The sequence below is a fragment of the Frankia sp. Hr75.2 genome, assembly GCF_949319125.1.
Classification (GTDB): domain Bacteria; phylum Actinomycetota; class Actinomycetes; order Frankiales; family Frankiaceae; genus Parafrankia; species Parafrankia soli.
Window position 1 is genome coordinate 37,855 of record NZ_CASGGV010000354.1, and the last position, 23,221, is coordinate 61,075.

At 69.3% G+C, this 23,221-nt stretch carries 27 protein-coding genes and 1 pseudogene; 14 read left to right on the forward strand and 14 right to left on the reverse strand.

Features of this window, described 5'->3' with window-relative positions; all coding sequences use genetic code 11:
- Nucleotides 1-23: 23 nt before the first annotated feature.
- The gene (locus AC559T_RS35260; protein ID WP_498871459.1) at nucleotides 24-824 is read right to left on the reverse strand and encodes an SDR family NAD(P)-dependent oxidoreductase; all 801 of its coding nucleotides are present in this window, start codon (nucleotides 822-824) and stop codon (nucleotides 24-26) included.
- 63 nt (nucleotides 825-887) lie between these two features.
- Here AC559T_RS35260 and AC559T_RS35265 point away from each other — a divergent pair, with 63 nt between their 5' ends.
- A complete protein-coding gene (locus AC559T_RS35265) occupies nucleotides 888-1,538 on the forward strand; it encodes a TetR/AcrR family transcriptional regulator (RefSeq protein WP_071064138.1) in 651 nt (216 codons plus the stop codon).
- Nucleotides 1,539-1,619: 81 nt separating this feature from the next.
- On the opposite strand, the gene AC559T_RS35270 is transcribed toward AC559T_RS35265, so the two are convergent.
- Both AC559T_RS35270 and AC559T_RS35275 read right to left on the reverse strand, forming a co-directional pair.
- Nucleotides 1,620-3,326, reverse strand: coding sequence for a TerD family protein (locus AC559T_RS35270; RefSeq protein ID WP_498871460.1), 1,707 nt, complete (start codon nucleotides 3,324-3,326; stop codon nucleotides 1,620-1,622).
- 163 nt (nucleotides 3,327-3,489) lie between these two features.
- The gene (locus AC559T_RS35275) at nucleotides 3,490-3,909 is read right to left on the reverse strand and encodes an SIR2 family NAD-dependent protein deacylase (RefSeq protein WP_498871461.1); all 420 of its coding nucleotides are present in this window, start codon (nucleotides 3,907-3,909) and stop codon (nucleotides 3,490-3,492) included.
- A gap of 41 nt (nucleotides 3,910-3,950) precedes the next feature.
- Here AC559T_RS35275 and AC559T_RS35280 point away from each other — a divergent pair, with 41 nt between their 5' ends.
- The 6 genes from AC559T_RS35280 to AC559T_RS35305 all read left to right on the forward strand — a co-directional run bounded on the left by AC559T_RS35280 (nucleotide 3,951) and on the right by AC559T_RS35305 (nucleotide 9,202).
- Nucleotides 3,951-5,456, forward strand: coding sequence for a recombinase family protein (locus AC559T_RS35280; protein ID WP_498871462.1), 1,506 nt, complete (start codon nucleotides 3,951-3,953; stop codon nucleotides 5,454-5,456).
- A gap of 352 nt (nucleotides 5,457-5,808) precedes the next feature.
- Nucleotides 5,809-6,222, forward strand: coding sequence for a hypothetical protein (locus tag AC559T_RS35285; RefSeq protein WP_498871463.1), 414 nt, complete (start codon nucleotides 5,809-5,811; stop codon nucleotides 6,220-6,222).
- Between the two features lie 223 nt (nucleotides 6,223-6,445).
- Nucleotides 6,446-6,847, forward strand: a complete 402-nt coding sequence (locus AC559T_RS35290) for an HNH endonuclease (RefSeq protein ID WP_498871464.1) — start codon at nucleotides 6,446-6,448, stop codon at nucleotides 6,845-6,847.
- Nucleotides 6,848-7,359: 512 nt separating this feature from the next.
- On the forward strand, nucleotides 7,360-7,599 hold the full coding sequence (locus tag AC559T_RS35295; protein WP_498871465.1) for a hypothetical protein: 240 nt from the start codon (nucleotides 7,360-7,362) through the stop codon (nucleotides 7,597-7,599).
- Nucleotides 7,600-7,781: 182 nt separating this feature from the next.
- The gene (locus AC559T_RS35300) at nucleotides 7,782-8,999 is read left to right on the forward strand and encodes a phage major capsid protein (RefSeq protein WP_498871466.1); all 1,218 of its coding nucleotides are present in this window, start codon (nucleotides 7,782-7,784) and stop codon (nucleotides 8,997-8,999) included.
- 17 nt (nucleotides 9,000-9,016) lie between these two features.
- Nucleotides 9,017-9,202, forward strand: coding sequence for a hypothetical protein (locus AC559T_RS35305; protein WP_498871467.1), 186 nt, complete (start codon nucleotides 9,017-9,019; stop codon nucleotides 9,200-9,202).
- A gap of 396 nt (nucleotides 9,203-9,598) precedes the next feature.
- Here the strand turns inward: AC559T_RS35305 and AC559T_RS35310 are convergent, their stop codons facing one another.
- Genes AC559T_RS35310 through AC559T_RS35320 form a run of 3 tightly spaced genes read right to left on the reverse strand, consistent with a single transcriptional unit; the run spans nucleotide 9,599 to nucleotide 10,246 of the window.
- Complete coding sequence (locus AC559T_RS35310; protein ID WP_498871468.1) at nucleotides 9,599-9,784, reverse strand: hypothetical protein; 186 nt, start codon at nucleotides 9,782-9,784, stop codon at nucleotides 9,599-9,601.
- Between the two features lies 1 nt (nucleotide 9,785).
- Nucleotides 9,786-9,986, reverse strand: coding sequence for a hypothetical protein (locus tag AC559T_RS35315; protein WP_498871469.1), 201 nt, complete (start codon nucleotides 9,984-9,986; stop codon nucleotides 9,786-9,788).
- Nucleotides 9,987-9,997: 11 nt separating this feature from the next.
- Nucleotides 9,998-10,246, reverse strand: a complete 249-nt coding sequence (locus AC559T_RS35320) for a hypothetical protein (RefSeq protein WP_498871470.1) — start codon at nucleotides 10,244-10,246, stop codon at nucleotides 9,998-10,000.
- Nucleotides 10,247-10,529: 283 nt separating this feature from the next.
- On the opposite strand from AC559T_RS35320, the gene AC559T_RS35325 reads away from it, so the two are divergent.
- Both AC559T_RS35325 and AC559T_RS35330 read left to right on the forward strand, forming a co-directional pair.
- Nucleotides 10,530-11,285 (forward strand): XRE family transcriptional regulator, encoded by a 756-nt coding sequence (locus AC559T_RS35325; RefSeq protein WP_498871471.1) that lies wholly within the window; start codon nucleotides 10,530-10,532, stop codon nucleotides 11,283-11,285.
- On the forward strand, nucleotides 11,285-11,758 hold the full coding sequence (locus tag AC559T_RS35330; protein WP_498871472.1) for an NUDIX domain-containing protein: 474 nt from the start codon (nucleotides 11,285-11,287) through the stop codon (nucleotides 11,756-11,758). Before AC559T_RS35325 ends, AC559T_RS35330 begins: the two co-directional genes overlap by 1 nt.
- Nucleotides 11,759-11,795: 37 nt before the next feature.
- Here the strand turns inward: AC559T_RS35330 and AC559T_RS35335 are convergent, their stop codons facing one another.
- The 4 genes from AC559T_RS35335 to AC559T_RS35350 all read right to left on the reverse strand — a co-directional run bounded on the left by AC559T_RS35335 (nucleotide 11,796) and on the right by AC559T_RS35350 (nucleotide 13,858).
- Nucleotides 11,796-12,155: a hypothetical protein gene (locus tag AC559T_RS35335; RefSeq protein WP_498871473.1), complete on the reverse strand. Its 360-nt coding sequence runs from the start codon at nucleotides 12,153-12,155 to the stop codon at nucleotides 11,796-11,798.
- Nucleotides 12,152-12,772, reverse strand: a complete 621-nt coding sequence (locus tag AC559T_RS35340) for a MarR family transcriptional regulator (RefSeq protein WP_498871474.1) — start codon at nucleotides 12,770-12,772, stop codon at nucleotides 12,152-12,154. The genes AC559T_RS35335 and AC559T_RS35340 overlap by 4 nt, the downstream gene beginning before the upstream one ends.
- Nucleotides 12,773-12,888: 116 nt before the next feature.
- Nucleotides 12,889-13,395 (reverse strand): hypothetical protein, encoded by a 507-nt coding sequence (locus AC559T_RS35345; RefSeq protein WP_498871475.1) that lies wholly within the window; start codon nucleotides 13,393-13,395, stop codon nucleotides 12,889-12,891.
- Between the two features lie 19 nt (nucleotides 13,396-13,414).
- Nucleotides 13,415-13,858 carry an SIR2 family NAD-dependent protein deacylase gene (locus tag AC559T_RS35350; protein ID WP_498871476.1) on the reverse strand — a complete coding sequence of 148 codons (444 nt, stop codon included), beginning with the start codon at nucleotides 13,856-13,858 and terminating at the stop codon, nucleotides 13,415-13,417.
- A 133-nt stretch (nucleotides 13,859-13,991) separates the two neighbouring features.
- Here AC559T_RS35350 and AC559T_RS35355 point away from each other — a divergent pair, with 133 nt between their 5' ends.
- A complete protein-coding gene (locus AC559T_RS35355; RefSeq protein ID WP_112106212.1) occupies nucleotides 13,992-14,660 on the forward strand; it encodes a DUF2599 domain-containing protein in 669 nt (222 codons plus the stop codon).
- A 340-nt stretch (nucleotides 14,661-15,000) separates the two neighbouring features.
- Nucleotides 15,001-15,297 (forward strand): annotated as a pseudogene (locus AC559T_RS35360) (PIG-L deacetylase family protein); the annotation flags it as partial.
- Between the two features lie 322 nt (nucleotides 15,298-15,619).
- Here AC559T_RS35360 and AC559T_RS35365 read toward each other — a convergent pair.
- The 3 genes from AC559T_RS35365 to AC559T_RS35375 all read right to left on the reverse strand — a co-directional run bounded on the left by AC559T_RS35365 (nucleotide 15,620) and on the right by AC559T_RS35375 (nucleotide 20,634).
- Nucleotides 15,620-17,161, reverse strand: a complete 1,542-nt coding sequence (locus AC559T_RS35365) for a glycosyltransferase family 4 protein (protein WP_498871477.1) — start codon at nucleotides 17,159-17,161, stop codon at nucleotides 15,620-15,622.
- Nucleotides 17,162-17,459: 298 nt separating this feature from the next.
- Nucleotides 17,460-19,862: a DUF7846 domain-containing protein gene (locus AC559T_RS35370; protein ID WP_498871478.1), complete on the reverse strand. Its 2,403-nt coding sequence runs from the start codon at nucleotides 19,860-19,862 to the stop codon at nucleotides 17,460-17,462.
- Nucleotides 19,863-20,343: 481 nt separating this feature from the next.
- Nucleotides 20,344-20,634, reverse strand: a complete 291-nt coding sequence (locus tag AC559T_RS35375; RefSeq protein ID WP_498871479.1) for a hypothetical protein — start codon at nucleotides 20,632-20,634, stop codon at nucleotides 20,344-20,346.
- An 86-nt stretch (nucleotides 20,635-20,720) separates the two neighbouring features.
- Here AC559T_RS35375 and AC559T_RS35380 point away from each other — a divergent pair, with 86 nt between their 5' ends.
- The gene (locus AC559T_RS35380) at nucleotides 20,721-21,116 is read left to right on the forward strand and encodes an MmcQ/YjbR family DNA-binding protein (protein WP_071064175.1); all 396 of its coding nucleotides are present in this window, start codon (nucleotides 20,721-20,723) and stop codon (nucleotides 21,114-21,116) included.
- A 70-nt stretch (nucleotides 21,117-21,186) separates the two neighbouring features.
- Nucleotides 21,187-21,663: an HIT family protein gene (locus AC559T_RS35385; protein ID WP_498871480.1), complete on the forward strand. Its 477-nt coding sequence runs from the start codon at nucleotides 21,187-21,189 to the stop codon at nucleotides 21,661-21,663.
- A 56-nt stretch (nucleotides 21,664-21,719) separates the two neighbouring features.
- Here the strand turns inward: AC559T_RS35385 and AC559T_RS35390 are convergent, their stop codons facing one another.
- The gene (locus tag AC559T_RS35390; RefSeq protein ID WP_071064116.1) at nucleotides 21,720-22,088 is read right to left on the reverse strand and encodes an RNA-binding S4 domain-containing protein; all 369 of its coding nucleotides are present in this window, start codon (nucleotides 22,086-22,088) and stop codon (nucleotides 21,720-21,722) included.
- A 71-nt stretch (nucleotides 22,089-22,159) separates the two neighbouring features.
- Here AC559T_RS35390 and AC559T_RS35395 point away from each other — a divergent pair, with 71 nt between their 5' ends.
- Nucleotides 22,160-22,780: a hypothetical protein gene (locus AC559T_RS35395; protein ID WP_112106207.1), complete on the forward strand. Its 621-nt coding sequence runs from the start codon at nucleotides 22,160-22,162 to the stop codon at nucleotides 22,778-22,780.
- The last annotated feature ends 441 nt before the right edge of the window (nucleotides 22,781-23,221 follow it).

Consider the following 23,221-nt stretch of genomic DNA (forward strand, 5'->3'; position numbering starts at 1 on the left):
GGCTGACCGCGGGAACCCGTCCGTCAGGAGAAGTCGGAGCCGCCGTCGACGTTGACGTTCGCGCCGGTCATGTATGTGTTCCGGCGCGAGCCGACGAAGGCGATCACGGCACCGATCTCACGCGGGGCGCCCGCGCGGGGAAGGTGGGCGGGATGGCCGAAATGCTCCGTGATGCCGCGCATCACGGCGTGCAGGTCCTCCGGGTCGATGCCGATGCCGCGGGCCCACATGGCCAGGCCCTCGGAGGCGAAGCTTCCCGGAGACACGGTGTTGACGAGAATCTCGTCCGGAGCCAGGGTCAGCGAGAGGTTCTTGGTGATGCTGGTGACCATCGATTTCGCGGCGGTGTACGCGATCAGCGAGGCGGTCTGCCGCTTGGTCGAATGCGCGGAGATGTTGACGATGCGGCCCCACTCGGCGGCGCGCAGCAGGGGCAGCGCGGCCCGCACACACCGGACCATACCCAACACGCCGACGTCGACCGCGGCCAACCAGTCGTCGTCGGTGAGCTCCTCGAAGGGACCCATCCGGCCGCCTTTGGGGCCGGTCGCGTTCACAAGGGAGTTCAGTTCCCCCCACCGGTCACGGACGAGGCCGAACGCGGCGGTCACCTCGTCGGGGCGGGTGATGTCCGCGGGCAGGGCCACGGCGTCGGCGGCCCCCAGCTCCAGCAGACGGCCGACGGTCTTCTCCAGATCTGCCCGGTTCCGCGCCAGTACGGCCACCCTGGCCCCGTCCGCGGCGAAGCACTCCGCCGCCGCGAGGCCCATACCCTGGGTACCGCCCTGTACCACCACCGCGGCACCAGCTAAGCCAAGATCCACCTCGGTTGCCTCCGTCCACCTCGTCCAGCCGAAAGGGTTTGGCGACAGTATGATGTCACCAATATGAGCGTCCCGGCAACACCTGAGGAGGACGGCGGCGAGGCCGCCCGGCCTCGGCGGCCCTACGACAGCCCGCTGCGCCGTGAGCGAGCTGTCCAGACGCGTGAACGCATCGTCGCCGCCGGCTCGGCTCTCGTCCACGGATTCCCGGTCTGGGACTGGGGCGGCCTGACCTTCCGCGCGGTCGCGGAGCGGGCCGGGGTCGGCGAGCGCACCGTCTACCGGCACTTCCCCACCGAGCGCGACCTGCACAACGCGGTCATGCGCCGGCTGCAGGAGGAGGCGGGCGTCACCTACGAAGGGCTGGAGCTCGACGGTCTCCCCGACGTCACCAGGCGGTCGTTCGCGACGCTGTCCTCCTACTCCGTCTCCCGGTGGAGCCACCCGGAGCCGCGCCAGCCGGCCCTCGTCGCCGAGGACAGGCTGCGCCGCGACGCGCTGCTCAACGCCGTCATCCCGCAGACCGCCGACTGGTCCGAGGCCGAGCGCCAGACCGCGGCGGCCATGCTCGACGTGCTGTGGAACGTGCCGTCCTACGAGCGCCTGGTCAGCGTGTGGGAGTTCGACGGCGACGCCGCGACGAACGCCATCAACTGGGTCATCGGCCTCGTGGTGGAGGCCATCCGCGAGGGCCGCCGCCCGAGCTCGCCGTAGCGCCGGCACCTCCGCCGGGCGCAGGCCGACGGGCGTGGCCGCGCCCGGCCGCCGTGGGAAACCCGGCAGGCGCGGCCGCTGTCAGATCCGGGCGCCCTTCTCCAGGTTGCAGCGGCGGCAGAGCAGCTGGAGGTTGTTCACGCTGCTGGCCCCGCCACGGCTGTGCGGGATGACGTGGTCGAACTCCAGGTACTCGGTGGCCTGGCACTGCACGCACGCGCCGCCGTCACGCTGCCAGACCTCGGCCTTCACCACCTGGGAGATGGCACGGCTGTCCCGGGCGCCGGGCGCGATCACCAGCCGGCGGGCGATCCGCAGCGTGCCGGCGAGGACCGCCGCCACGTACTCGGGGTCCCCGACCTGGTAGGTGCCACCGCCACGGCTCGTCGTCGCCGAGACGTCGATGGTGCCGTAGCCCGCCGCGACGGCCACGATCTTCGACCAGGCGGTCTCCGTCCCGCCGCCGTTCTGGGCGAGGAACCGCAGCTTGCGGCTGCTGACGACCAGACGTCCGGGCGTGTGCCGGGGACCGCTCGCGAGCTGGCGGACCTGCACCACGTCGGTGTCCAGGTGCACGATCTCGTCGAGATCGAGGTGCAGCGTCGAGGACGTCTCCCGCGGCAGGTCGCCGTTGCGGATGCGGGAGAGGTCGAGCCCTCGGCGGAGCCTGCGGCGCATCTCCTCGACGGCCGGGTCCACGACGCCCAGGCGGCGGACCTCGTCCTCGAAGAGCTGGTACTCGTGCTCCTCGATGATCTCGTCACCGAACGCGAAGGTGACGATCCGCTGGAGGTAGGCGAGGGCGACCGACCGGAACACCTGCTGGCCGGCGGCCTCCGGCACCAGCTGGAAGCGCAGCTCGGCCCACAGCGCGTCCAGCCCGGGCGCGCCGGGACCGGCGTCCACCGCCTCGACGAGCCGCCGCCGCCAGTCGGCCAGGACCCGGCGGATCTCGTCCTCGCACGCCACGCAGGGCACCGGGGCGGAGAACAGGCGCCGCCGCTTCGCCGCGCCGCACCTGCCGCAGGTCGCCTCCGACTCGACGAAGGGCTGCCTGGTGCGGGACGCCCAGGTCGTGCCGTCCCACCACCGCAGCAGGCCGGGCGCCGCGGGGTCGGGGTACCAGTCGGCCCGGCGCGCCGGCTCGGCCGGTCGGAGCGGTGCGGGCGGTCGGACCGGTGTGGGCGGTCGGACCGGTGCGGGCGGCGGCGGCGATGCGGGTGGCGAGGCCGCGATCCCGGTGGTCTCGTCGTTCCCGGCGGCCTCGTCCGGCCCCTCGACGGAGATCCCGAAGCTGCGGGCCAGGCCGGCGAGGCCGCTGGCCCAGCCCTGGCCGACGGCGCGGAACTTCCACCCGCCTCCCCGGCGGTAGATCTCGCCGAAGACCATCGTCGTCACCGGGTCGGACGTCGCCGACGCGAACTCGACGAGCGGCCGGCCCGCGACGCCGTCGATGCGCAACCGCAGGCCGTCGACCTGGGCGAAGGTCCCGTCGTCGACCGACCCCGCGACCACCACGGTGACGATGTCGGGCTCGACGTCCGGCAGGGCGACGGTCAGCGTGGCGCCGGCACCGGCACCGGAGGAGACGAGGCTGACCGCGCCGGAGCTGTGCCGGGGCTGGTTGTAGAACACGATGTCGGCGTCCGACCGGACCTGGCCGGCGCTCGTCACCAGCACGGCGCAGACGTCCACCGGCTCGCCCGAAGCCGAACTGACGACGGCTGTGACGACCTCCGTCGGTATGACGGTGTTGGCGCCCTTCGGCAGGGTCGGTACAGCGACCATCGGTCCTCCATCAGCAGCCCGGGCCGTCGGAGGACAAAGCGGTGCCGCGCGACGCCCGACCAGACGGCCGCCCCCTCGCGGCAAACAGGAATATAAGGCTCCCTGTTTCGTAAAAGTTATCGGTCAGTGTCACGACCGATCACGGCGGGCCTCGACCCGGCGCTCAGGCCGTCAGGCGGGCGTCCAGCTCGGTGAGGGCGGCGAGCGCGCCGAGCCGCACGGAGACTCCTGAGCCCGGCGAGAGCCTGTCCGGGGCCGGGTTGACGCGGATCAGCCGCCCGCCCGCGGCCGACTCGGCCATGCGGCGCACGGTGGGCACCGCCGTCCCCGCGCCGATCTCGACGACCACCAGCCGGCGCCCGGCGCCGGCCAGCGCGTCCAGCCAGGACGAGCAGGCGCGCAGCATCCGCTCGGAGCGTGCCCCGAGCCAGTTCCAGTCCCCGAACATCAGGATGTTCGGCCGGGCCAGCGCGCCGCACCGCGGGCACCGCGGCAGCGGCTCCCGGGCACGCATCGTCTCCGGGTCGACGTCGACGTCGACCCCGTCGGCGGGCCAGACGTCCGGCCCGCAGGGGCCGTGCACTGAAGATGGTGCACATAGCAGCCATAGTAACCTATGACGCTATGAGCACGCTATACCCCGATTCGTCACCGAGTGCGACGTATGCGCGCATGAGTCAGCTCAACGTCGACGGAGAGCGGATCGACGAACAGATCACGATCACGGACACCTACGCGGCAGCCCACGGGCTGACCGTGGTTGCACGGTTCGTCGACAACGGGGCGTCCGCGTGGCGTGAGGGTGTCCAGCGGCCCGGGTTCGACGCCCTCATGGAGGCGATCCGGGCAGGCAAGGTACGCACCGTGCTGGTCTGGCGAGAGTCACGCATCACGCGGGACGTCGGCGTGGGTGATCGTTTCGAGAAGGCAATGAAGGCCGCCGGTGCCCGCCTGATCTCAACCGACGGAAAGACGAGCACCGTCTATGACTTCACCCGGTCGGCGGACTGCGGCAACTGGCGGAGCGCAGTAGCGCAATCGACCGGGGATTCCGACATCAAGTCGGAGAACGTCCGCGCCGCGAGGCGCCGCAAGGCGGAGAGGGCCGAGTATATGGGTGGCCCGGTCGGGCTGGGGTGGCGGAGCGAGTACCGCCGGAACGGATCGAAATGGTCGATCCGCTGGATTGTAATACCGGAACAAGCGGACGAACTCCGCAAGGCGGCGGCGGAGGTTCGCAAGGGGACTGCAATCAATGCGATTTGCAGAGACCTGCACGCCCGTGGGATCACGACAAACGAGGGTAAGGCGATCGTCCCGACGACGCTACGGGGATACCTTCGCCATCCGCGTATTGCTGGCCTGTTCGCTACAGGCGGTTCTACTAGGACGTGGGTGACGGACGGGCGAATGATGTCGAACATGGAACCTGTCCTAACGCTCGCCGAGTGGGAAAACACGGTCAAGGCGCTGGACGCCATTTCGGGGCGTCATCGTTCGACGGGAACCCGGGTAAAGTATCTTTGGGCAGGATTCATATCCTGCTCCAAGTGCGAAGGGAAGTTCATTCGGGCAACTACGCGCCGCGGGAAGCCTGACGAATTTTCATCCTGGCGTCACAAAGCTGGACGGGGCAGCGACTACAGTGACTGCGACCTTTGGTTTTCTTTCGCGGCCAAGCCGCTTGAGAAGCTGCTGGAAGACCTCGTGTCTGCCTACCTTGCTCGGCACCCGTGGACGCGGTCCGACGCCGTGTCGGCGGTTGAGGGCCTGCGCAGGGAGCGGCTCGCAGTCCTGGCGAAGCTTGACGACGCAGACGCACAGCTAGAGGCAGAGGAGATTGCGCCCCGCACCCACACCGTGGTCACCAGGCAGCATGAGTCCCGTCTCGCGGACCTCGATCAGCAGATCGAAACGGGAACGCGGGCAACCGTCCAGCTCGACCCAGCCGAGGCGGTACGCGCGTGGGGCAGCGAAGACCTGAGGGCCCGTAGGCGTGTCCTGTCCGCCATCTTGGACACGGTAGCCGCGTACCCGGACCCCAACGCTTCGGACCTTCGGCGCTTGCGCCCGGAGGACAGGGCTCCCTACCGCGACCGGCTGGACGTCCGGTGGCTACACCAGGAATGATCTCCACCCGACAGCCCCTCTCGGGTGGATACGGGCAGCGAGGCATGTTACCTTACCGGGGCGCTGACCCGCCCTACCGTCCGGCGAGAAAACGACGGAGCAACAGCAATCCGATTTGTTTGCATTCCTCTGTCATTTCTTTCGCTGGACGGTAGGGTCTTTTATTGCGTTCGTATGATTCTGATGCTTCCTGGATTGCGGCGATGGTGGGCAAGGCGCCTACCCCTTCGCGGGCAACCCATACCGAAATAGTCGACGCTCTTACGTCGTCATCTCCGATACCAGATGCCGTCACCGTCGCGCTGACTTCCGTTCCGCCTCCCGCGGCGGCCGAGCACCTTCCCCGTGCCGCGTGATCACGGTCGCGTTCACGATCCTTGACCTCGACATGGTGGAAGCGGCCATGTCTGCCGATCCGCAATGGGCAGCGTCTGCCCTGTGCGGGAAGTTGGACGATGCCGCCCTGGCGGTCGACCGATTCCCGGACGGGATTGTTGCCGACCCCATAAAGACGCGGGAGCGGGTAAAGGTCAGCCTGTCAACGGAAGATGTTGACGCTCTCCGAAGCGCGTTGCATGCACATCAAATACGGTGGACAGCGAACGGCCATGGCGGAGAAACCGAGCGGAAACGGCGAATCTTGGCAAAGCTGGACGGGGTTCCGTATGTCCGCCCGGCCAGGGCCAATGGCGCGTTTGAATGGTTCTGGCATCCGAGTGGCGGGCTGCTACCCGCCATGATGGCGTCACAGAGCGTAGCAGCATAGTCACAAGACTACGAGTTACCGGCTATATAAGAGAAGCCCCCGGGAGGGGGCAGCAACGGCCGAGGCCGCAGGCCCGAGGCCGAACAGCACAGTCCGGTAGTAACAGCTCGGTACAGCAATGGCCAGGGCCCATCTAGGGCCCTGGCCTACCGCTACAGCTATTGGCGCCTCTCGGCGCAACACATCTGTTCGCTTCCGCTCACCCACCGCGCAGCACCCCCCGATGGGGTGCTGCTGCTACTCGCCCTATAGGGCTCGCTCTCGCTCGCCCTGTGGCTACTGCGTTTCCCACCCTAGAGGAACCCCATTGCCTAAACTCCCCTGCCTCGCGTGCGGCAGGCTAAGCGACCACTCGCGCTGTCCAGCCCACACCCCTAATCGCCCGTCAAGGCCTAAGCCCTCGGCGCATAGTCGAGGCTACACGGCGCAGTGGCGCGCCTATGCGCGTGCCGCTATAGCAGAGCACCCATGGTGCGCTGCCTGCGGTACCGCACAGGATCTAACCGCAGACCATGTAACCCCATTGGCCCGAGGTGGTCATCCCCTCGGGCCCGTGGTGGTGTTGTGCCGTAGCTGTAACAGCCGCCGAGGCGATGGCCCTATGCCATCGCTGCCGTACCTCTGAGCGGCCCACTGGGAAAGTGGGGCCGCCGATCCCTGAGACCCCGGTCTATCGTTTTGGTCGCGCGTCTGCGCATGGGCCAACCTGTGACCGCCGGAAAGTCTGAGCCCTAACCCTGAGACCCCGGTCTCTTCGAGAAAAACAAGCGTCTCCACATCGGCTGATCAGTGACAGGCCGTTGGTGGATTGGCTGTGATCTGTACGGATTCCCTCGAATATGCCGAGCATCACAGATCATCTGCGGGACGCGCCGGTGTGCGTCCCTACATAGATAAGAGTAGAGGCCGAAAAACGGCACTAAACCCCTTCCCATACCCTTGCGGGCCAGGAACTTCCGTCTCCATAGCAGCAAAAAGCGGGACGGAACCCCCACGTCAACCCCTCATATCGGAGTAGCCCATATGACCAGCCTATGCGCTCTGTGTACGGCCGAGATCCCCCACACCGGGAGCCCTGGTAGGCCGCGCGTGTACTGCGATGCGATTTGCCGCGAGGCCTCGGGTCGCCTCCGTGGCGTGAGCCGTCCGGATTACGTCATCGCCCACCAGGACCATGCGAACGCGAACCAGGGTCGCAGCGTCTTCTACGCCTCGGCTCGGGACGCCGAGGCCGATCCGCGTACGGCGGACCATTGGTCTGATCTGGCCTCGGCATACGCCGAGGTGGCTCGACTACTCGTGAAGCCGATTCCGTACACGATCGGTGCGGCACAGCTCATCCCCGACGATGCCGTTCTGGCTTCCGTCTCGGCCTAACGACACCAGTAACCAAATACAAGTTCACGGAACACGTGGCGCCACCAACAGGTGGGCGCTTTTTCTATGTGCGCAGACGGGCGACCCGAACACTTTAGGGCTACGGCCATTACGAAACGGGTGCCGTTCTGTCTCTGCGACAGAATTGAATGGAACCACCCTTGTCTTCAATGCTTGAAGCGATGACCGAGAAGCGCAACGTCATTTGGAACCGCGCCAAGAGCATTCTTGATGCGGCTGACGGGCGAGGCACACTAAGCACCGAACAGCGCGCCGCATATGACGCGATGATCGTCGACCTTGACGCGACGGACCTTGAGATTCGGCTCACGGCAGAGCGCGAAACCAGGTCGGAGAAGGCTGACGCGCTGCGCAGCGATGCCGTGGCGCGTGGTATCCCGCTCGGCGGGCAAGGCGCGCAGAACGGCAGCATGGCTCTGACTGGCGAGCACCGGCACGGTGAGTGGGTGGCCTCAGAGTTTCGTGCTGGTGAGCTGCTGTCGACGATCGGGTCCGGGGGTCTCACCCCGTCGCAGAGAGCCACCCGATTCGTTGACCTGCTCACGCCTGCCACCGCGTTCCTGTCGAGTGGGGTTCAGCGGGTTTACATTCCCGACGGTTACGACTCTTACGACCTGCCTGTTATCAATACTGACCATGCGGCGGCTTGGGCCGCCGAAGGTACGGACATGAGCACCACGGGTTTTACTGGCTCGCTGCTTCCTGTCGTGCCGAAGAAGATTGCCGCACTGGCCTATCTGTCGGATGAACTGGTTGGTGACAGCTCCCCTTCCGTCCTTAACGAGGTCGGAAGGTCGATGGTGCGCAGTATCGGGCTGAAAATAGACAGCGCAGCTTTCGCCGCGACGACCGCTAACGGCCCTGGTGGGCTTGCGGGAGTGTCCGGTAATTGGAACGTGGACGCGGGAGTGAACGGCGCCCTACTGACCAACCTGGACACCGTCGCGGATGCCGCGGGGAAGGTGCTCGGTGCCGGTGCGGCCGATCCGGTCATTGTCCTCCACCCGGACCTTTGGTCACTGCTGACCCGGCTGAAGGCCGAGACCGGATCTAACGTCCCACTGGTTTCGGCGACGACCGGTGTTGCCGGCGGGATCGAACGGCGCCTTCTCGGGTATCCGGTCTACCTGTCCAAGCAGATCAGTCTGACCGAGGCACTGGGTTCGTCGGGTAACGTGACCACCTCAATCTGGATCTACGATCCCAGTCAGGTCTACGCCGTGTTCCGTCAGCCCGGGGACGGTCCGATCATCGAGAATGATCGTGGATACTCGCGGTTCAAGGAAGGCCTGACCGGTCTTCGGGCGATCACCCGTGTCGGATTCGGCTTCCCAGTGCCCGAGGCCATTGCCCGCGTCCGCGGCATCAAGCTCGTCTGATGCCGCCGAGGCTTACCGTGGAACAGCGAACCATCCGCGATCTGTACGCCCTGCGGGCCGCGGTGGCCTTCGACCAGGGCCATGCACCCGATGCCGCGTTCGCCGATCAGTGCGCTGTGAAACTGCTGCGCATTGACGGTTGGATAGAGCGGCTGGAAAGAGGCGAGCCGCTGCCGGCGGAATGGGTGGCCCGATGGCAGTGAGGAAGTCCAGCGCCGAGGCGCTGTGGGGTCCGCCTACCGCCGGACCGGGCGGCATCGCTTGGCATCCCAGCCGGAACCCCTGGCTACGCTTTGAGACTCCGCAGGGATGGCGGAATGCGCGGCAAGCGCACCGTGCCGCGGTCAACAGGCGGAATGCTGCCGTGTGGGTGGCCACACAGAACATGGACGGCTAGGCCGTCCGATGGCTCCACCGTGAGAGTCACGCGACCGCGAGGCGCGTGCAGGGTCCTCTTTCTCCCCTGGGCAACTCTCACGGTGGAGCCGTTTTTTTATGCCCGCATGACCTCCCGTAGGGTCCTTCCCTACCTCGGGTACCTCGGGCGGTTTTCGTCCGCCTCCGTGGCCCTCAGGGCCCTTAAAGGGCGAGACGGGCCGTCAGTCGACCACGGCGAGCCGAACCCGCCGGGCGTCGTCCCATAGTTCTTCCACCACGAGATCTTCATCGTTGAGCGCGCGCCTGACGATCTCCCTAACCGGGGCCCGGCGGATCTTCCACATCGGGACGTACCAGACGGTAGGTACCCCGTCCGTCTCTGGGCCCTTCACGACCGCGAACGGCACGTCATCCCGCCCCTGTGATCGCGGGACGCGCCCCGGTGTCTGCGGACGGAGCGTCTGCGCCATCGTCAAAGATCCGCACCCGCGACGCCCCGGGCATGAGGCGCACAAGCCGGGCGGCCACCTCGGGAAGGTCCGCGTTGCGGAGGACCAGGGGATCAACCATCGTGACCGCCGGGGGCCGCTCGACCGCTTCGAACTCCATGACGATCAACATCAGCTACCCGGCCGGTGCGTGAGCCGAGGCGCCTGGCGGTGCCGCCGTTCGATCCTGTGCTGTCTCGTCTCGGCACGTACCTCGTCCGCCAGGACGGCCGGGTTCTTCTCTTCCCACAAGATCCGCGACCGGGCGTCGTCTAGCAGCTCGACCGTGGCCACCCCAGGCTCCGCCAGGGCCTCCCGCGCGAGCTTCTGTAGGCCGGTCTCGATGGCCTGCGGCCAGTCGATGAAGACCGTGGATGCCACGACCCCACCTCGACTCGTCTTGACGTACGGCATGCCGCCCCCGCTTCGGTCCGCTCATCTGGGAGCCCCTGGCAGGCCAGCGTGGGTGCAGTAGCTCACCAGGGGCCGCTAAGCGGACGCCCCGGCTACCTCCCCGATTGCTAGCCGGAACGTCCAACATCACCCTGACGCAAACCGAGGGACGCGGTTACCGCGCGTCGGGGACGTAGCGGGACGTCCCGGATATGATCGTCGCGTCCCCTACCCGTCCCGAAGCGTCCTAGCTCAGGAGGGAGGCCGCGAGATGCCGAACGAGCGCCTACGCGGCAGCATCGCCGGTGCCGGCCTCACCGTGGAGCGGCTCGCCGAAATCGTGGGAGTCGACCCGAAGACCGTAGAGCGTTGGGTGAGTAAGGACCGCATCCCGCGACGCGCGCACCGATCGGCGACGGCCACAATCCTAAAGGCCGATGAACTGTACCTGTGGCCCGCACTCTTGGATGACGTGCGGGAAAAGTCCGCGAGCCTCGCGGAATTCGTTGCGCTGTATCCGCATCGCGGCGCGGTCCCTCTTCACCTCTGGTCATCCCTCTTGGATCAGGCCCGAGACTGTATCGACATCCTGATTTACGCTGGCCTGTTCTTCATGGATGGAACACCCGACATCGCCAAGACGCTGATACGCGCGGGCGAAAGCGGTGTACGGGTTCGCCTGGTACTCGGCGATCCCGATTCTGAGGCCGTGGCATTGCGTGGGGCCGAAGAGGGCGTGTTCGGCGGCGTGGCCGCGCGAGTCCGACTGAGTCTCACCCACCTACAGGACGCCATCGGCGCCCCCGGAGTGGAAATCCGGCTGCAATCAGCAACGCTCTACAATTCCGTATTCCGCTTCGATGAGACCTTGCTCGTGAACACGCACGCCTACGGGGCTCCAGCCTCGCAGTCACCCGTGATCCACGTACAGCGGGTGCCGGGCGGACGGCTGTTCGACCACTATCTGTCCAGTTTTGACAAGGTGTGGAGCCGTTCGGTTCCGGCCTCAGAGAAGGGCACCGCCTAATGGCCCGCCGAGACTTCTACGATGATCCCGCTGCGCCGAAAGCCAATTCGCTTGTACCCGCTACCACCGTTGTCGTTCCCGACGAGGAACGCCGCGTGCTACTCATCCGCCGGTCGGATAACGGGCTTTGGGCTCTCCCTGGCGGCACGATGGACGTGGGCGAGTCGCTACCTGGCACGGCGGTCCGTGAGGTCAAGGAAGAGACCGGGCTCGATATCGAGGTGACCGGGATCGTGGGTACCTACACCGACCCACGTCACGTGATCGCCTACGATGATGGCGAAGTCCGACAGCAATTCGCCATCTGCTTTGAGGCCCGGATCGTGGGCGGCACGCTGCTTGCCGATGGCAGCGAAGCGAAGGACGCCCGATTCTTCGCCGCCCCGGAGCTTGACGGGCTGAACATCCATCCGTCGATGCTGCTTCGGGTGACTCACTTCCTGGAATCCCGGGCGACGCCCTATGTCGGGTAGCCCCCGGCCGAAACCGGGGGCGCTCGACCGTCAGGGGCTACGCCGCGCGGGACGCTGTCAGCCTGTCCAGGCTCGCCCTGCTCACCCCGTCACGGAGCCTGACGAGCTTGCCCCTGCTGGGCGCGCAGTACGCCCGCACCGTCCCGAGCGTCACCCCCAAGGCCGCCGCAACGTCGGCGTAGCTGACCACGTCAGGGGCCACATCAGGGGCCGTGGCGACCGCGTCAGGGGCCCGGTCGGGCCCGGCGAGCACGGTGACCGTGAACCCGGGCGTGGTGGCGGCCGGACGGCCGAACAGTTCCGCGATCACGTCGTGGCGAGTGACGATCTCGCCGAGGCCGATCCGGCGTGCAAGTTCGATCCTGACCTGTCCACGCTGTCGGGGTGAGAGCCTCACGCCGCCGCACCCGCGATCGACCGGGCCAGGGCGGCAAGCATCAGGGGTGAGCACACCTTGCCTGCCATCTGCCTGCGCGCTTCGTCCACGGCCCAATCAGGGGCCGTAGCGCCGGTCCCCTGGCGGGGCGGGATAAACGTCCGGACGGGAGTGTCAGGGAGGTTCGCGGGTTCCTGCCACGGCTGTCGTCTTCTGATCTTCGATGCGATTCTGCCCGAGCGCTTGCGCGACGGGTTGTTTTCCGGGGAAGAGCAAGAACCAGGGAGGGTCCCGATCTGCCGGACGCTGTCCGATCCATGATCGGTACCATTCGGGTCGGTTTGGGTCCGGCTATCCGGACGCTCCGCCTCGGCGAAGAGGAGACGGTAGACCGCGTTGCGGCCTCGGCGAGCACGCTCGGCGAGGGCGACCAGGCCGCGGGCCGCGAGGCGCGCGATGGTGGCGGAGAGCTGTGACCGGCCGAGGCCGGTCCGTGCGGTCAGGATCTTGTGTCCGGGGCTCGCGACATCACGGCCGGACCGGCAGTCCTCCGCCAGGGCGACGAGGGTGACGCGCTCTTGCGGACTGAGTTCGCCCGGCAGTAGGTCCCATGCGGCTAGCTGGTGTCCCAAGGACATGGTGGTACCTTTCAGGTGGTGTGAAGTGAGGGCCGGTGCGCTAACACCGGTTCGGAGAGGGCCAGGGGCTTCCCCTGGCCCTTCTCTCATCTGCTCAGTCGGTGGCGCCGTAGCGCCTAGGCGTCGGTCTGGTGCACCTGCACCGACCACCCATCGGGCGCCCAGTCCGCCAGCTCAGGCCATGAACCCTGCGGCAGTTCCCGCCCTGGCGGGACGAGGGACAGCACCGCGGCCGTCAGCTCGGCATCGACGTCCGGGGCGAGCGCGACCACGGTCACGGTGCCGTAGGTGCGGATTTGCCATACGCCCTCTACGCCCTGCTCTGTGTAGTCCACCGTCCGATCCTCTCGGACGGTGGCGACGCGGGAGCGGTAGAGGGCAACCATGACGATCCCGGCAAGAGTCAGCCAGATGTGCGCGGTGAAGATCCGCCCGGCCGGGCGGACGGGCGGAACGACGCTCGCGCGGCCGAGGGCCGCATCGGCGCATGTTCCTTCACAGGCGAAGGTCTGCGTGCCGGTGTGGGACACCCCGACCGGCACGGACGCGACCGTGGAAAGGTCGGCGGCACAGCACAGGCAGGCGGTACCGTCTGCCTGTGCCTCGGAGAGGCGGACAGCCATCCGGCCGATCTTGCCGGTGTTACTGAGTTCGTAGCTGGTGGATCGAGCCGTGGACCTCGGCCACGTCGACGAAGCCCGCACGCTGGAACTGGCCGTCCACGTTCGAGGTGAACGCCCACATCCCGGCCGGCAGCCCGGCACCCCACCGGCGCAGGACGTCAAACCCCGCGTGCGGCACGGTCCCCCGGTACAGGCCGAGGCGGTGACCGTAGAAGCCCCAGGCGAGGGTCGGGTCGGCGCCGAAGTGGACCGGGTCGGCGAGCTGCGCGAACGACAGCCGCAGGCGGGCGTAGGGCGGGTACGCCCGCCAGAAGCCGGTGTCACCGCGGAAGTCGGGCAGGCCGGAATCCACCCCCATGCCCGCACCAGCGCAGACGAGGAGCGCGTCGGCCTCCCGCAGCAGGGCGGCGGCCCGGTCCAGTTCGCCGGGGCGGTCCAGTTCGCCGGGGATCGGTGTGCTCACCGTTCCATCATCACCGCCGGCGCGGCGCGGATATCGGCGCGCGTGTCAGGGTCGGTGTCGCGAAGTCGGGGCGGGGTCACCGGGTTGGCTCGCTCGACCGGCCCGGACCGCCCGAACGCCATACGCTCGTCGGGTGGCGGAGCAGCGGCGGTCGCGCGGTGCCCTCGGCGGAACCGTCGGGGTGCTGGCCGCCATGGCCGTCGGGGTGGCGATGCTCCGCGGCTCCGGCTCCGGCTCGGAGACCGACGCCGGCACGGAGGCCGCCACGACCACGCCGACCGCTACAGCCACCGCCGCTCCCAGCCTCGCCGCCGTGGCTCCCGGCAGCGCGGGCGACGACGGCGGCGCTGGCACGCGGCCGGCCCCGGGGGCGCCGTACTGCGGTTCGAGCCGCTACGTCGAGGAGATCACCCTGCAGCGATGGGCGGGCGGGGATTTCCGTATCTCCGTGTGGCCTACCGAGGAGGCCCGGCACGCCGATGACCGGGATGCCGCGAGTGCCGAGATCTGGCAAGCCGTCCAGGGCTGTGTCGGTGGGGTGGACCCGGCGGTCGCGGAGAGCCTGCAGGACCAGCTCCGCTGCCATGAGTCCCTCGCGCTGGTACCGGGCCGCGGCGGCGAGGAGTACGCCACCGGCGACAGCTTCGACGTCGAGAGCTGGCGGCCGACCCCCGGACGCCGCCGCTGGATCTCCACCCGCTGCGGAAACAACCTCGGCACCGACCCGACCAGCGCCCCCCTGGCCACCGAACGCCCCGACGGAATCCCCCCGCAACACCGGGCCTCGGGAGAACACGCCTGACCCGAACTGTGGCGGTCCAGTGTCACCATGGACTCTCTCAACCGCCGCACATCGGATTCGCCCGCCGTGACGCCCACCCAAACCGCTGTATTTGTTGTTTGAATTGGCTGGAGAATGGGGGCACGGAAGGCACGGTATGAACATTTCACTGCTGGCTCGACGGATGGTTCCCGGGGATGTGTGGCTGGGGCATGAGCGGGTGATGGTGCCGGCGCGTTCCTTCTGGCGACGGGTGTGGGAGCGCCGGGGGATCGACATCACCGCGTCGATGGCCGCGGCGCCGTGTCTGGTCGTGGCACCGCATCCCGACGACGAGACCCTGGGCTGCGCGGTGGCCATCATGCGCAAACGCGCGGCCGGGACGCCGGTGACCGTCGTGCTGGTGAGCGACGGGGCCCGCGGCGGATCAGCGGCAGGCCCACCCGCGCAGCGCCTGGTCGAGAAGCACTCGCCCGCGGAGCTCGCCGAGATGCGACGGACTGAGGCGCGGCGGGCCTGCGCCCGCCTCGGTGTCGCCGAGACTGATGTGATCTTCCTGGGGTTCCCCGACTCCGAGCTGCCCGGGTGCGTCGACAGCGTCGCGGCCCGGCTCGGCGAGGTGATCAGCGCCCGGTCCCCCGCTCAGATCCTGGCGCCGGCCTCGTGCGAGGGACATCCCGACCACGATGCCACCCACGAGGCGGTGCGCCGCGCGGTGCGGGCGGGCGGCTTCGACGGAGAGATCCTCGAGTACACCGTGTGGCTGTGGACGCACTGGCCGTGGACCCTCGGCCACGGGACCGGACACTGGTCGGCACGACGGCTCCTGCTGGCACCGGTCCAACGGGTGCACGAACGGCGCCCGCTCCTGGTGGACGCCCGCGGCCTGCGGGAACGGCAGAAGCACGCCCTCGCCGCGCACGTCACGCAGGTCGGGCCCGGCGCGGAGGGCGATCAGCGCCCGGGTACGGGGGCGCCGCTCACTGGCTCCCTGCTGGCGACCTTGGAGAGTCGGTACGAGGTCTATGTGGCGGCCGACGGGCTGCGGCACCTCGATTTCGACCGTCCGTGGCGAGCTGGCGGGGCTCGGGGCACGGGGCGGCCGCACTCTCCGCCGCCGGGTCGCGGAAGTGGCCGTGGTCCCAGCCCTGGTCCCGTCCCTTCTCGTGCTCCCACGCCTGGTCCGGGCCCGGCCGCCCCGCACGGCCCGGCCACCGATCGTGATCCCGGGTCGGGTTCCGGTTCCGGGGACGGCTCTGGCCGATGAACCGGTCCCGGACGCGGATCCGGTCGTTGAACTCGGCGATTCCCCGCAGGTAGGCCGCCTCCTTCCGGCGGGCGATGGCCTGCGGGTCGAGCTCGGCCACCCCCAGCCGCCCGCGCTCCCCGACGGCGACCGCCCGTCCGGCGTCGAGGAGGAAGGGAGCCAACGCGCCGGCCAGCGCGCCCGGGTCACCGGTCTCCACCACGCTTCCCGCGCCCCACCGTTGCACGAAGGGGGCGATCCCGGTCCGCTTCGTCACGACCACCGGGCGCCCGGCCGCCATCGCCTCGGCCGCGACGATCGAGAAGCTCTCGAAACGGCTGGGCACGGCCACCACCCGGGCACCGCGATAGACGTCACGGACCTCACGCCCCGCCAGATGCCCGCTGAACTCGACGTCGAGGCGCAGCTCCCGGGCCCGGCAGGCCAGCCAGGCGCCTGACGGCACGCCGTCGATCGCGCCCGACGAGCGCCCGACGACCGCCAGCCGGTGGGCGACGCCGGCGGCACGCAGCCGCGCCGACGGCTCGAGCAGGACGTCCACGCCCTTGTAGGGCTCGAGCCGGCCCACCACCGCGATGGTCGGCTCGGTGCCGCGCGCCTCCGGGATGTCCCGCCACGGACCGGCGTCGAAGAGGTTCGGGATCACTTCGACATCGCGGTCGCCCAGCCAGCCGTCCCGCCGCAGCTCGTCCACGAGGAGTTGCGACGGGGATGTGACGACGGCGGCGAGGCTCGCGGACGCGCGGTCCAGCCGATCCGCCAGCTGGCCGCGGACGCCCACCGGCTGTCCGGCCATCCGGACTGTGAGCATCGTCGGGCAGTGCAGGTGGATCGCCAGCGGACGAGTGCGGCACAGGGCCTCGATCAGCCCGCGCGTCTCGCCGTCCTGTGTCTCGATCACGTCGGGGCGCAGGCCGATCTGGCGCATCCAGGTGCTGTAGGACAGCGCGAGGCTCGCCCGCAGCGCCAGCGAGTCGCGCGGATGGAGCGGACCGCGCAGCCGCGCGCCGAACCCGCCCAGCATCCTGGTGATCGGGACCTGCAGCAGCGGACGTCGGTGCACATGCACCCCGTGCTCCACCGTGTCGGTGAACTGGCGGCCCTGGGCACAGAGAACATGAACGTTGTGCCCGAGCCCCACCAGCGCCGCCGCGAGTGCGGCGGTATAGGTACCCGCGCCGTCCCAGACGATGGGCGGGTACTGCTCGCACAGAAAAAGAACGGATAACGTCCGGAACCTTCGGAGGAATCCCATAGTTCCCCAGATCCCACCCTTCAACGAAGGTGGTTAAAGGTAAGACAGCGCACGCACGTTACTCCCGACGACCTTGGCGGCAGCGGCTGGCGTATCGGATTCTTCACCAGCGTTAACCACCATCCAAATTTCGGTACCGGCCGCCACTAATCTTCGTTGCGCGCGGAATGCCACCGGTTTACGCGGAAAGATCCGCCGCCGCCGCCGCGGCGGCAGGCCGGCTGGCCAGCCCGTCGTAGCGGCCGTCACCGGACACCGGCGGCCGTCAGCGAATGCCGGCGGCCGTCAACGGATGGCGTCAGCGGGCAGCGGCGCCGGTCAGCGAGACGTCCAAGGTGGGTTTCGCGTTGGCCGGGAGCCACTGGCCGTCGCCGCCGGCCGTGCCGCTGCCGGCCACCGTGGGCAGTCGGCGCCAGCCCAGCCCGGGAGCGAGCAGGGAGAGGTCGCCACCGGGGCTGCGCACCAGGGGAAACCGCTCCTCCCAGGTCCCGCTCGCCGGGCCGGTGCCATCGGTGAACCCGACGACGAGCTCGGCGGGCAGCGACGCGCCGGCGGTCCCGATCTCGTCCGGGCCGGTGCCGGGGCCGGTGGTGAGCACGAACGTGTGCGTGATCGTCACGGGGACGCCCCGGCGGATGTCTGGCTGCTCCCCGTGCCCGGCCGGGCCTGACCCAGCGACCACGCCCGACCCACCGGCCGCGGCCGGTTTCCCCGCCGTCGCCGCGCCACCGGCTGCGTCCACCGGGACGGCTGTTCGCAGGGTGCGGACCTCCCCGCCGAGGCGGACGTACAGCCGCGCATCCCCCGACCGGACGGGTGCCGTCCCAGCGTCACCGGGAATCCGTACCTGTACACGGATCTCGACGCGGCTCCCGGTGACCTGCCTCAGCGGCACGAAGGACCCCCGGAAGCTGCCCGGGACCGCCGGGTTGGCGATCTCGTCCGGCCGCAGGCGGAACATCGCCCGGTCCGGCATCCGGTCAGGCAGCGCGGCCGAGCCCGGCCCGATGTCCGCCGCGAAGACGACGGGTCCGTCGAGGTCGGGGGCGTTCCGCAGCGAGTGGTAGGGGACCTGCGTGTAGCGGCTCGGGACCGTCGGCGTCACCAGCACCACGGCCGGCCCGCCCAGGTCGTCCGGGAGCAGCGCGGCCAGGAAGTCGTTGCCCTCGTTGACCCCGCGCTGCACGTCGATCCGGGGCTGCAGGGTCGGCACCGTGATCGCGACGAGCCCGGCGACGGCCACGGCCACAGCGCCCGGACGGACCATGCGCCCGGCCAGGCCGCGCGCGGTGCCCGAGGCGGATGAGCCCGGGCGGCGGGACAGCGGCGACTGTGCCGGGAGGAACGTCCACAGCCATCGAGCGCCGTCGGCCGCGAGGATGACGACCGGGGTGAACGCGGCCAGATGGTAGTGCGGGCCAAGGCCGTTACGCAGGCCCGGCATGGCAAACGCGGACCCCCACCAGAACGTGTAGCCGGCCAGCACCACGCCCGTCGTCGCGAGCAGGAACAGGCGCTCGAGCCGCCGCCGCCGCGGCGCCACCAGGCCGACGGCGGCCAGCGCGATCAGCGCGGCACCGCCGAAGAACCAGCTCGGCGCCACCTCGAACGTCTCCTGGAGGGCGTCGAGCGCCAGCCGGCGGGTGAACAGGAAACTCGACTCGGACGGCAGGATCCGGCGCGGGCCGAAACCGAACCGGTCCAGTGGGTCCGAGGCCGACAGCGGCATACGCAGGGGCGATCCGGTGACCCGCCAGCAGTAGGCGAGCAGGGCGACGACCAGCGGTAGCGCGCCGATCACCGCCCAGCCCGAACGCCGCAGCAGCGTCCCGAGCTCCCGCCGTCGCCGCACAGCCGCGAGCACGATCACGGGAAGGACCACGAGCACGACGTCGAACGGCCGGATCAACAGCACCAGCCCCAGGCCCGCTCCGCCGCCGGCAAGGGCGGCCCGCGCCCCCGTCCGCGCACCGCGCAACAGCTCCGCGCTGGACAGGACGAGCACGGCTGCACCCGGGGCGTAGGCGAGTGGCAGTGCCGTATGCAGGAGGACCAGCGGCGAGAGCGCGACGCCCACAGCGGCGGCCACCGCGCTCCAGGCATGGTCGAAGAGCTCGCGGGCGAGGCGGTACGTCCCGACGACCCAGACCCCGGCGACCGCGGCGGGCGCCACGGCCATCGTGCCGAACAGCGCCTGGGACAGCGCGAGCAACGCCGGCCAGCCCGGCAGGTACTTGGTGAACACGCGGCCGTCGTGCACACCCGTCAACCACGGCCGGAAGAACGGTTCGACGGCGCCCGCGTCCAGGGTCAGCCGCCCCTCGAGCAGCATCCGCGCCTGGAGGATGTACGCGGCCTCGTCCGCGTCGCCGGAGCCCTCCGGGTACAGCGTGACCCGCAGGACCAGGCTCGCGACGAAGGACAGGAGCGCGACCACCGCGACGACGCCGGCCGACGACCGGAACCGGGACAGAGACAGGGACAGAGACAGGGACGACCGGGCCCACTGGAACTGCCGGCTTTGCCGGAACCGCCGGAACCGCCGGCCTCGTGGGCCTGCGTGCGTGCCCGCTCCGGACGGCTCCGCGTGACCGGTGCCGTCGGCCAGGTCGACGGGTGTGCCCGGGAGCGTCCCGGCGGTGCTGTCCGCCGTGGTCGGACCACCTCCGGTCGACGCGCCGACCGGGGAGTCGACAGTCATCGGCGGCGGGGTGCGGCGACGTCCGTCATGGTCGCGCCGTGATCCGGCGCGGCGCGTTCCCGGTCATCCGTGTCAGCCCCATCCAACCTCGATCACACCATTCATCCGTGATCTGTTGATCGCACCGAATGTGCCGTCCGCGGCGCCTGAAATGATAAGAAACCGCTCCGGGACGGCCGAAACCGGGGCTCGGCACCACGCGCCGGCCAGGGGCACCCCGGTGGACGTCGCGACCCGGCGGGCATGGCAGCCCGGCGAAGGGGCCTGACGGGACCTGGTGGCTCGGCAGCGACGGACGGGCTGACGGATGTGGCGGGCCGACAGAGGTGGCGAGCCGACAGACGGGAGTGGGCCGGACGACAGGGGTGGGCTGGCAAACGGGGGTCGGCCGACCGACATGGGTGGCACGGTCACCGTGGCGTCTCGGTCACTGTCCGGCCGGCGGCCCGGCGGCCCGGCGGCCCGGCGGCCCGGCCTCAGATCATCGGCAGTCCGGGTCCGGGACAATCCTGGTGTTGGCCGAGGGAATGTAGCCGTCGTCGGCGAAATGTGTGGTGGTGTAGCCGCGGAGGCCGTGGCCGACGCATTTCGTGGCCAGGTTCCCGAAGTGATCCGGAAAATTGAACACCTCGGCCGGCGTGTCATCCCCGCGCCGGTTCAGGACGGGCGCGTCACCCATCCCCCGCTTGTCGTCGTCGCCGCATCCGGACAGGAGTACCAGCAGCGCCACACAGGTCGCCGTCACCCCCGCCCGCGAGAGGATACGTCCCATGCCGGCCACTATCCCTCCGGATCACCCCGACCCGTGGCGATTGTCTTTTCCGCGACGTGACCGAACCGCGGGCATACGGTGTGGCCATGGCGACCTGGGACGACGTGCGCCGGCTGGCGCTGGCGCTGCCCGAGACGAACGAGAGCCCCTCATACGGTTCGGCCTCGTGGCGGGTACGGGACAAGGGCTTCGTGTGGGAGCGCCCCCTGCGGAAAACAGACCTCGCCGCGTTCGCCGCCCGCGGCGAGAAAGCGCCGGACGGCCCGGTCCTGGGTGTGCGCGTCGCCGACGAAGGAGTCAAGAACGCGCTGATCGCCGACAGCCCGGCGGTCTTCTTCACCGTCCCGCACTTCGACGGCTACCCGGCGGTCCTGGTCCGCCTCGACCGGATCTCCGTCGAGGAGCTGGACGAGCTGGTCGTCGAGGCCTGGCTGCTGCGGGCCCCGAAACGCGCCGCGAGGGCATACCTGGATGCCCGGTGACCTTCCGCCGAGCAGCGGGCCGACGTCGCGGGTATCGATTCTCCACGGCGGAGGCGTTACAGTCACCGCCATGGAGCCCGTCCAGGATTCCGGTACGGACGACTGCTACTCCTGCGGCGGTAATGAGGCGCTCAATGATCTGCCGCCGTGGCAACGAATCCTCGTCGGCACCGGTTGGCGGGTCGCGCACGCGATCAACTGCGCGCTGCCCGGATGGCTGGTCGTCATCGCCCGCCGCCACATCACCACGGTGGCCGAGCTGGACGCGGCGGAGGCCACCGAGCTGGGTCTCGTCACCTGGCGGCTCAGCCGGGCCCTGATCGAGGTGACGGGGTGCGCGAAAACATATGTCGCGGCATTCTCCGAGGCGGCGGGATTCACCCATCTCCACGTTCATGTCGTGCCCCGCGCACACGGCCTGCCGACGGACGAACAGGGCCCTGCGGTGTTCACCCATCTCCGCCGGCCAGCCGCGGAATGGGTGCCCGAGGGCACGATGGACGATCTCGCCCGGGCCCTCGCCGCGCGGATCGCGAGCGAGCCCTGACCACCGAGCCCTGACCACCGGAGCCGGGGCGGGCCGGGCCGGGCCGCCGCGGCCGCTCAGCGGTTGCGCAGGCGTTCCACCGCGCGGCGGTCGCGTTTGGTCGGACGTCCCGTCCCGCGGTCGCGAACCGCCATCACCGGAAGGCGTTCCGGGGGCGGCGGGCTGTTGTCGATGTAGCACTCCGCCGCCACGGCGGCGCCCACCCGCTTGGTGAGGACCTTGGTGACCACGACGACGCGTTCGTGGCCGGCCTGGCGAAGGCGCACCTCGTCGCCGGCGCGGACCATGCGCGCCGGCTTCACCCGCTCGCCGTTGAGACGGACGTGGCCGCCGCGGCAGGCATCTCCGGCCTGCGTCCGCGTCTTCACGAGCCGGACGGACCAGATCCAGATGTCGATCCGAGTGCTCTCCTCCACCGACGCCATAATGAAGACTCTACGAACCGGCCGCCCCCGGACGAGTCCCATCGCTACCGACACGCGGCGATGACCCACGAATGATCGGGTTCGATAGCCTCGCGACCATGGCGGGGGAGGAACTGCACCTACGCGGAGCCGACGGAGCCCGCCGGGCAAAACTGTGGCTCGAGGCCACGACCCGCGCGAACGTCTACTACGTCACCCCGGAACCGGTGGCGGTCGCGAAACTGAGCTACCAGTGGGCTGACGGACGCGGCTTCTCCTACGACCTGGGCGGTGTGCTGCTCGGCGGCGAGTTCCAGGGCCACGAGTTCGTCGCGGAGTCGAAGTTCTACAACGGCCATCACGACCAGGGAACGCTTTACGTGGAGTTTCTCGCGAAGTGCTACCGGGCGCTGTCGTTGCAGCCGGCCCGCATCGACCACTTCATGTGGATCACCTGGGCGCCGTTCCTGGTGACCCGCTGGCCGGACCTCTGCTCACCGAACGAGGTCAGGTCGGCCGTCCTCACGCATCATCGGAGAGTGTTCGGCTGCCCGCGCGACCACGAGGGCAGCCTCGTCTCGGACGAGACCTGCGAGAGCGTCGCGGAGCGCCTGTGGATCATCGTACTCTCGGAGCGTCAGGAGAAGCTGGTCATCTCCGCCGAGAACCTGAATATACTTCGAGGCATCGGCACCGAGAGGGGAGCCAGGTGACCACCCCGACCTACGCCGCCGAGCTGGAAGCCGCGTTGAGCATCTCCAGCACGCAGGAGAGTATCGGCAGTATCAAGGCCGTCGTCGCCAGAGAAATACAGGCGACCGATTCCTCCGTACAGATCCGGGACACCGGGTACTTCAATCATTCATATATGCCCGACTTTGTCCTCGACTGGCCGGACGACGCGGCCGCGGGCCAGCGTTTCATGTACCTGAAGTTCGGCGGGGACGTCGACTACTTCGTCCGGGACGTCGCCCTCGTCGAGGACCGCGAGCCGATCGTCTTCAGCATCGGGCGGTACCGGAACGCGGGCGACGCCCACGTTCGCCTCGCCGCGGAGGCGGGCACCGCCAACACCCTGCTCACCGATGCCGACGGCCTCGCCACGATGATCGAGCGGCGGGACCGCTCCCCCGATATCAGAATCATCTCGACGG